Annotated in this window: 1 protein-coding gene; it reads right to left on the bottom strand. The window is 77.0% G+C overall.

Annotation, left to right across the window (positions count from 1 at the left end; all coding sequences use genetic code 11):
• Positions 1-57 precede the first annotated feature (57 nt).
• On the bottom strand, positions 58-1,020 hold the full coding sequence (locus N866_RS19005; RefSeq protein WP_034229826.1) for an AAA family ATPase: 963 nt from the start codon (positions 1,018-1,020) through the stop codon (positions 58-60).
• Between the last annotated feature and the right edge of the window lie 91 nt (positions 1,021-1,111).

Here is a 1,111-nt window from a genome sequence, read left to right as displayed (position 1 = left end):
CCCGCACCCCCGGCCCGCCCGGCCGCACCGGGTGAGGCCGGCCCCGTCATCGTCGCCTCACCCCGCGGTCGGGACCGCGGCGGGTCCCGGGACGCTCGCGAGCACGTCGCGCACGACCGCCTCGGGACTCACGCCGGACGCCCAGGCCGCCGGGGTGAGCGTGAGGCGGTGGGCCAGCGCCGGGACGGCCACCGCCTTGACGTCCTCCGGGGCCGCGAAGCGCCGCGCCTCGAGGACCGCGAGGGCGCGCGCCGCCAGCATCAGGGCCTGGGAGCCGCGGGGGGACGCCCCGACCTCGACCGCGTCGTGGCGGCGGGTCGCAGCCGCCAGGTCCACGCAGTACCGCAGGACGTCCGGGTCGACCCGCACGTCCTCGACGCCGGCCTGCATGGCCAGCAGCGTGGGCGCGTCGACGACCTGCCGCACGGTCGCCTCCTCGCGCCGGCGCTCCAGGCGCCGCTGCAGCACGTCGACCTCCGCGTCGGCGTCCGGGTAGCCGACGGCGACCCGGACCATGAACCGGTCGAGCTGCGCCTCCGGCAGCGGGTAGGTCCCCTCGTACTCGACCGGGTTGGACGTGGCCATGACGTGGAACGGCCGCTGCATCGGGTAGGTGCGGCCGTCGACCGTGACCTGCCGCTCGGCCATGGCCTCCAGGAGCGCGGACTGGGTCTTGGGCGACGTGCGGTTGATCTCGTCCGCGAGCAGGAGGCCCGTGAACACCGGCCCGGGCCGGAAGACGAACGACGACGTCCCCGGGTCCCAGGCCGCGGAGCCGGTGATGTCGGCGGGCAGCAGGTCCGGCGTGCACTGGACCCGGCGGAACTCCAGCCCGAGAGCGGTCGCGAGGCTGCGGGCGGCGAGGGTCTTGCCCAGTCCGGGCACGTCCTCGAAGAGCACGTGCCCGCTCGCGAGCACCGCCGCCAGGGCGACGCGCAGCGCGTCGTGCATGCCGACGACGACGGTGCCCACCTCCGCCAGCACCGCCTTGCCGGCGCGGGCGACGTCGCCCGGGGTCATGGGCGGCGCCGAGGAGTGGTCGGTGGGGTCGGTCACGACGTGGTCCTTCCGTCGGGGGTGGTGCCGGGTGGCGCGGGACGGGCGGGAGGGG

It is taken from the genome of Actinotalea ferrariae CF5-4 (genome assembly GCF_000603945.1).
GTDB lineage: Bacteria > Actinomycetota > Actinomycetes > Actinomycetales > Cellulomonadaceae > Actinotalea > Actinotalea ferrariae.
Note: the sequence above shows the minus strand (reverse complement) of the source record. Positions and strands in the feature narration are given on the sequence as shown.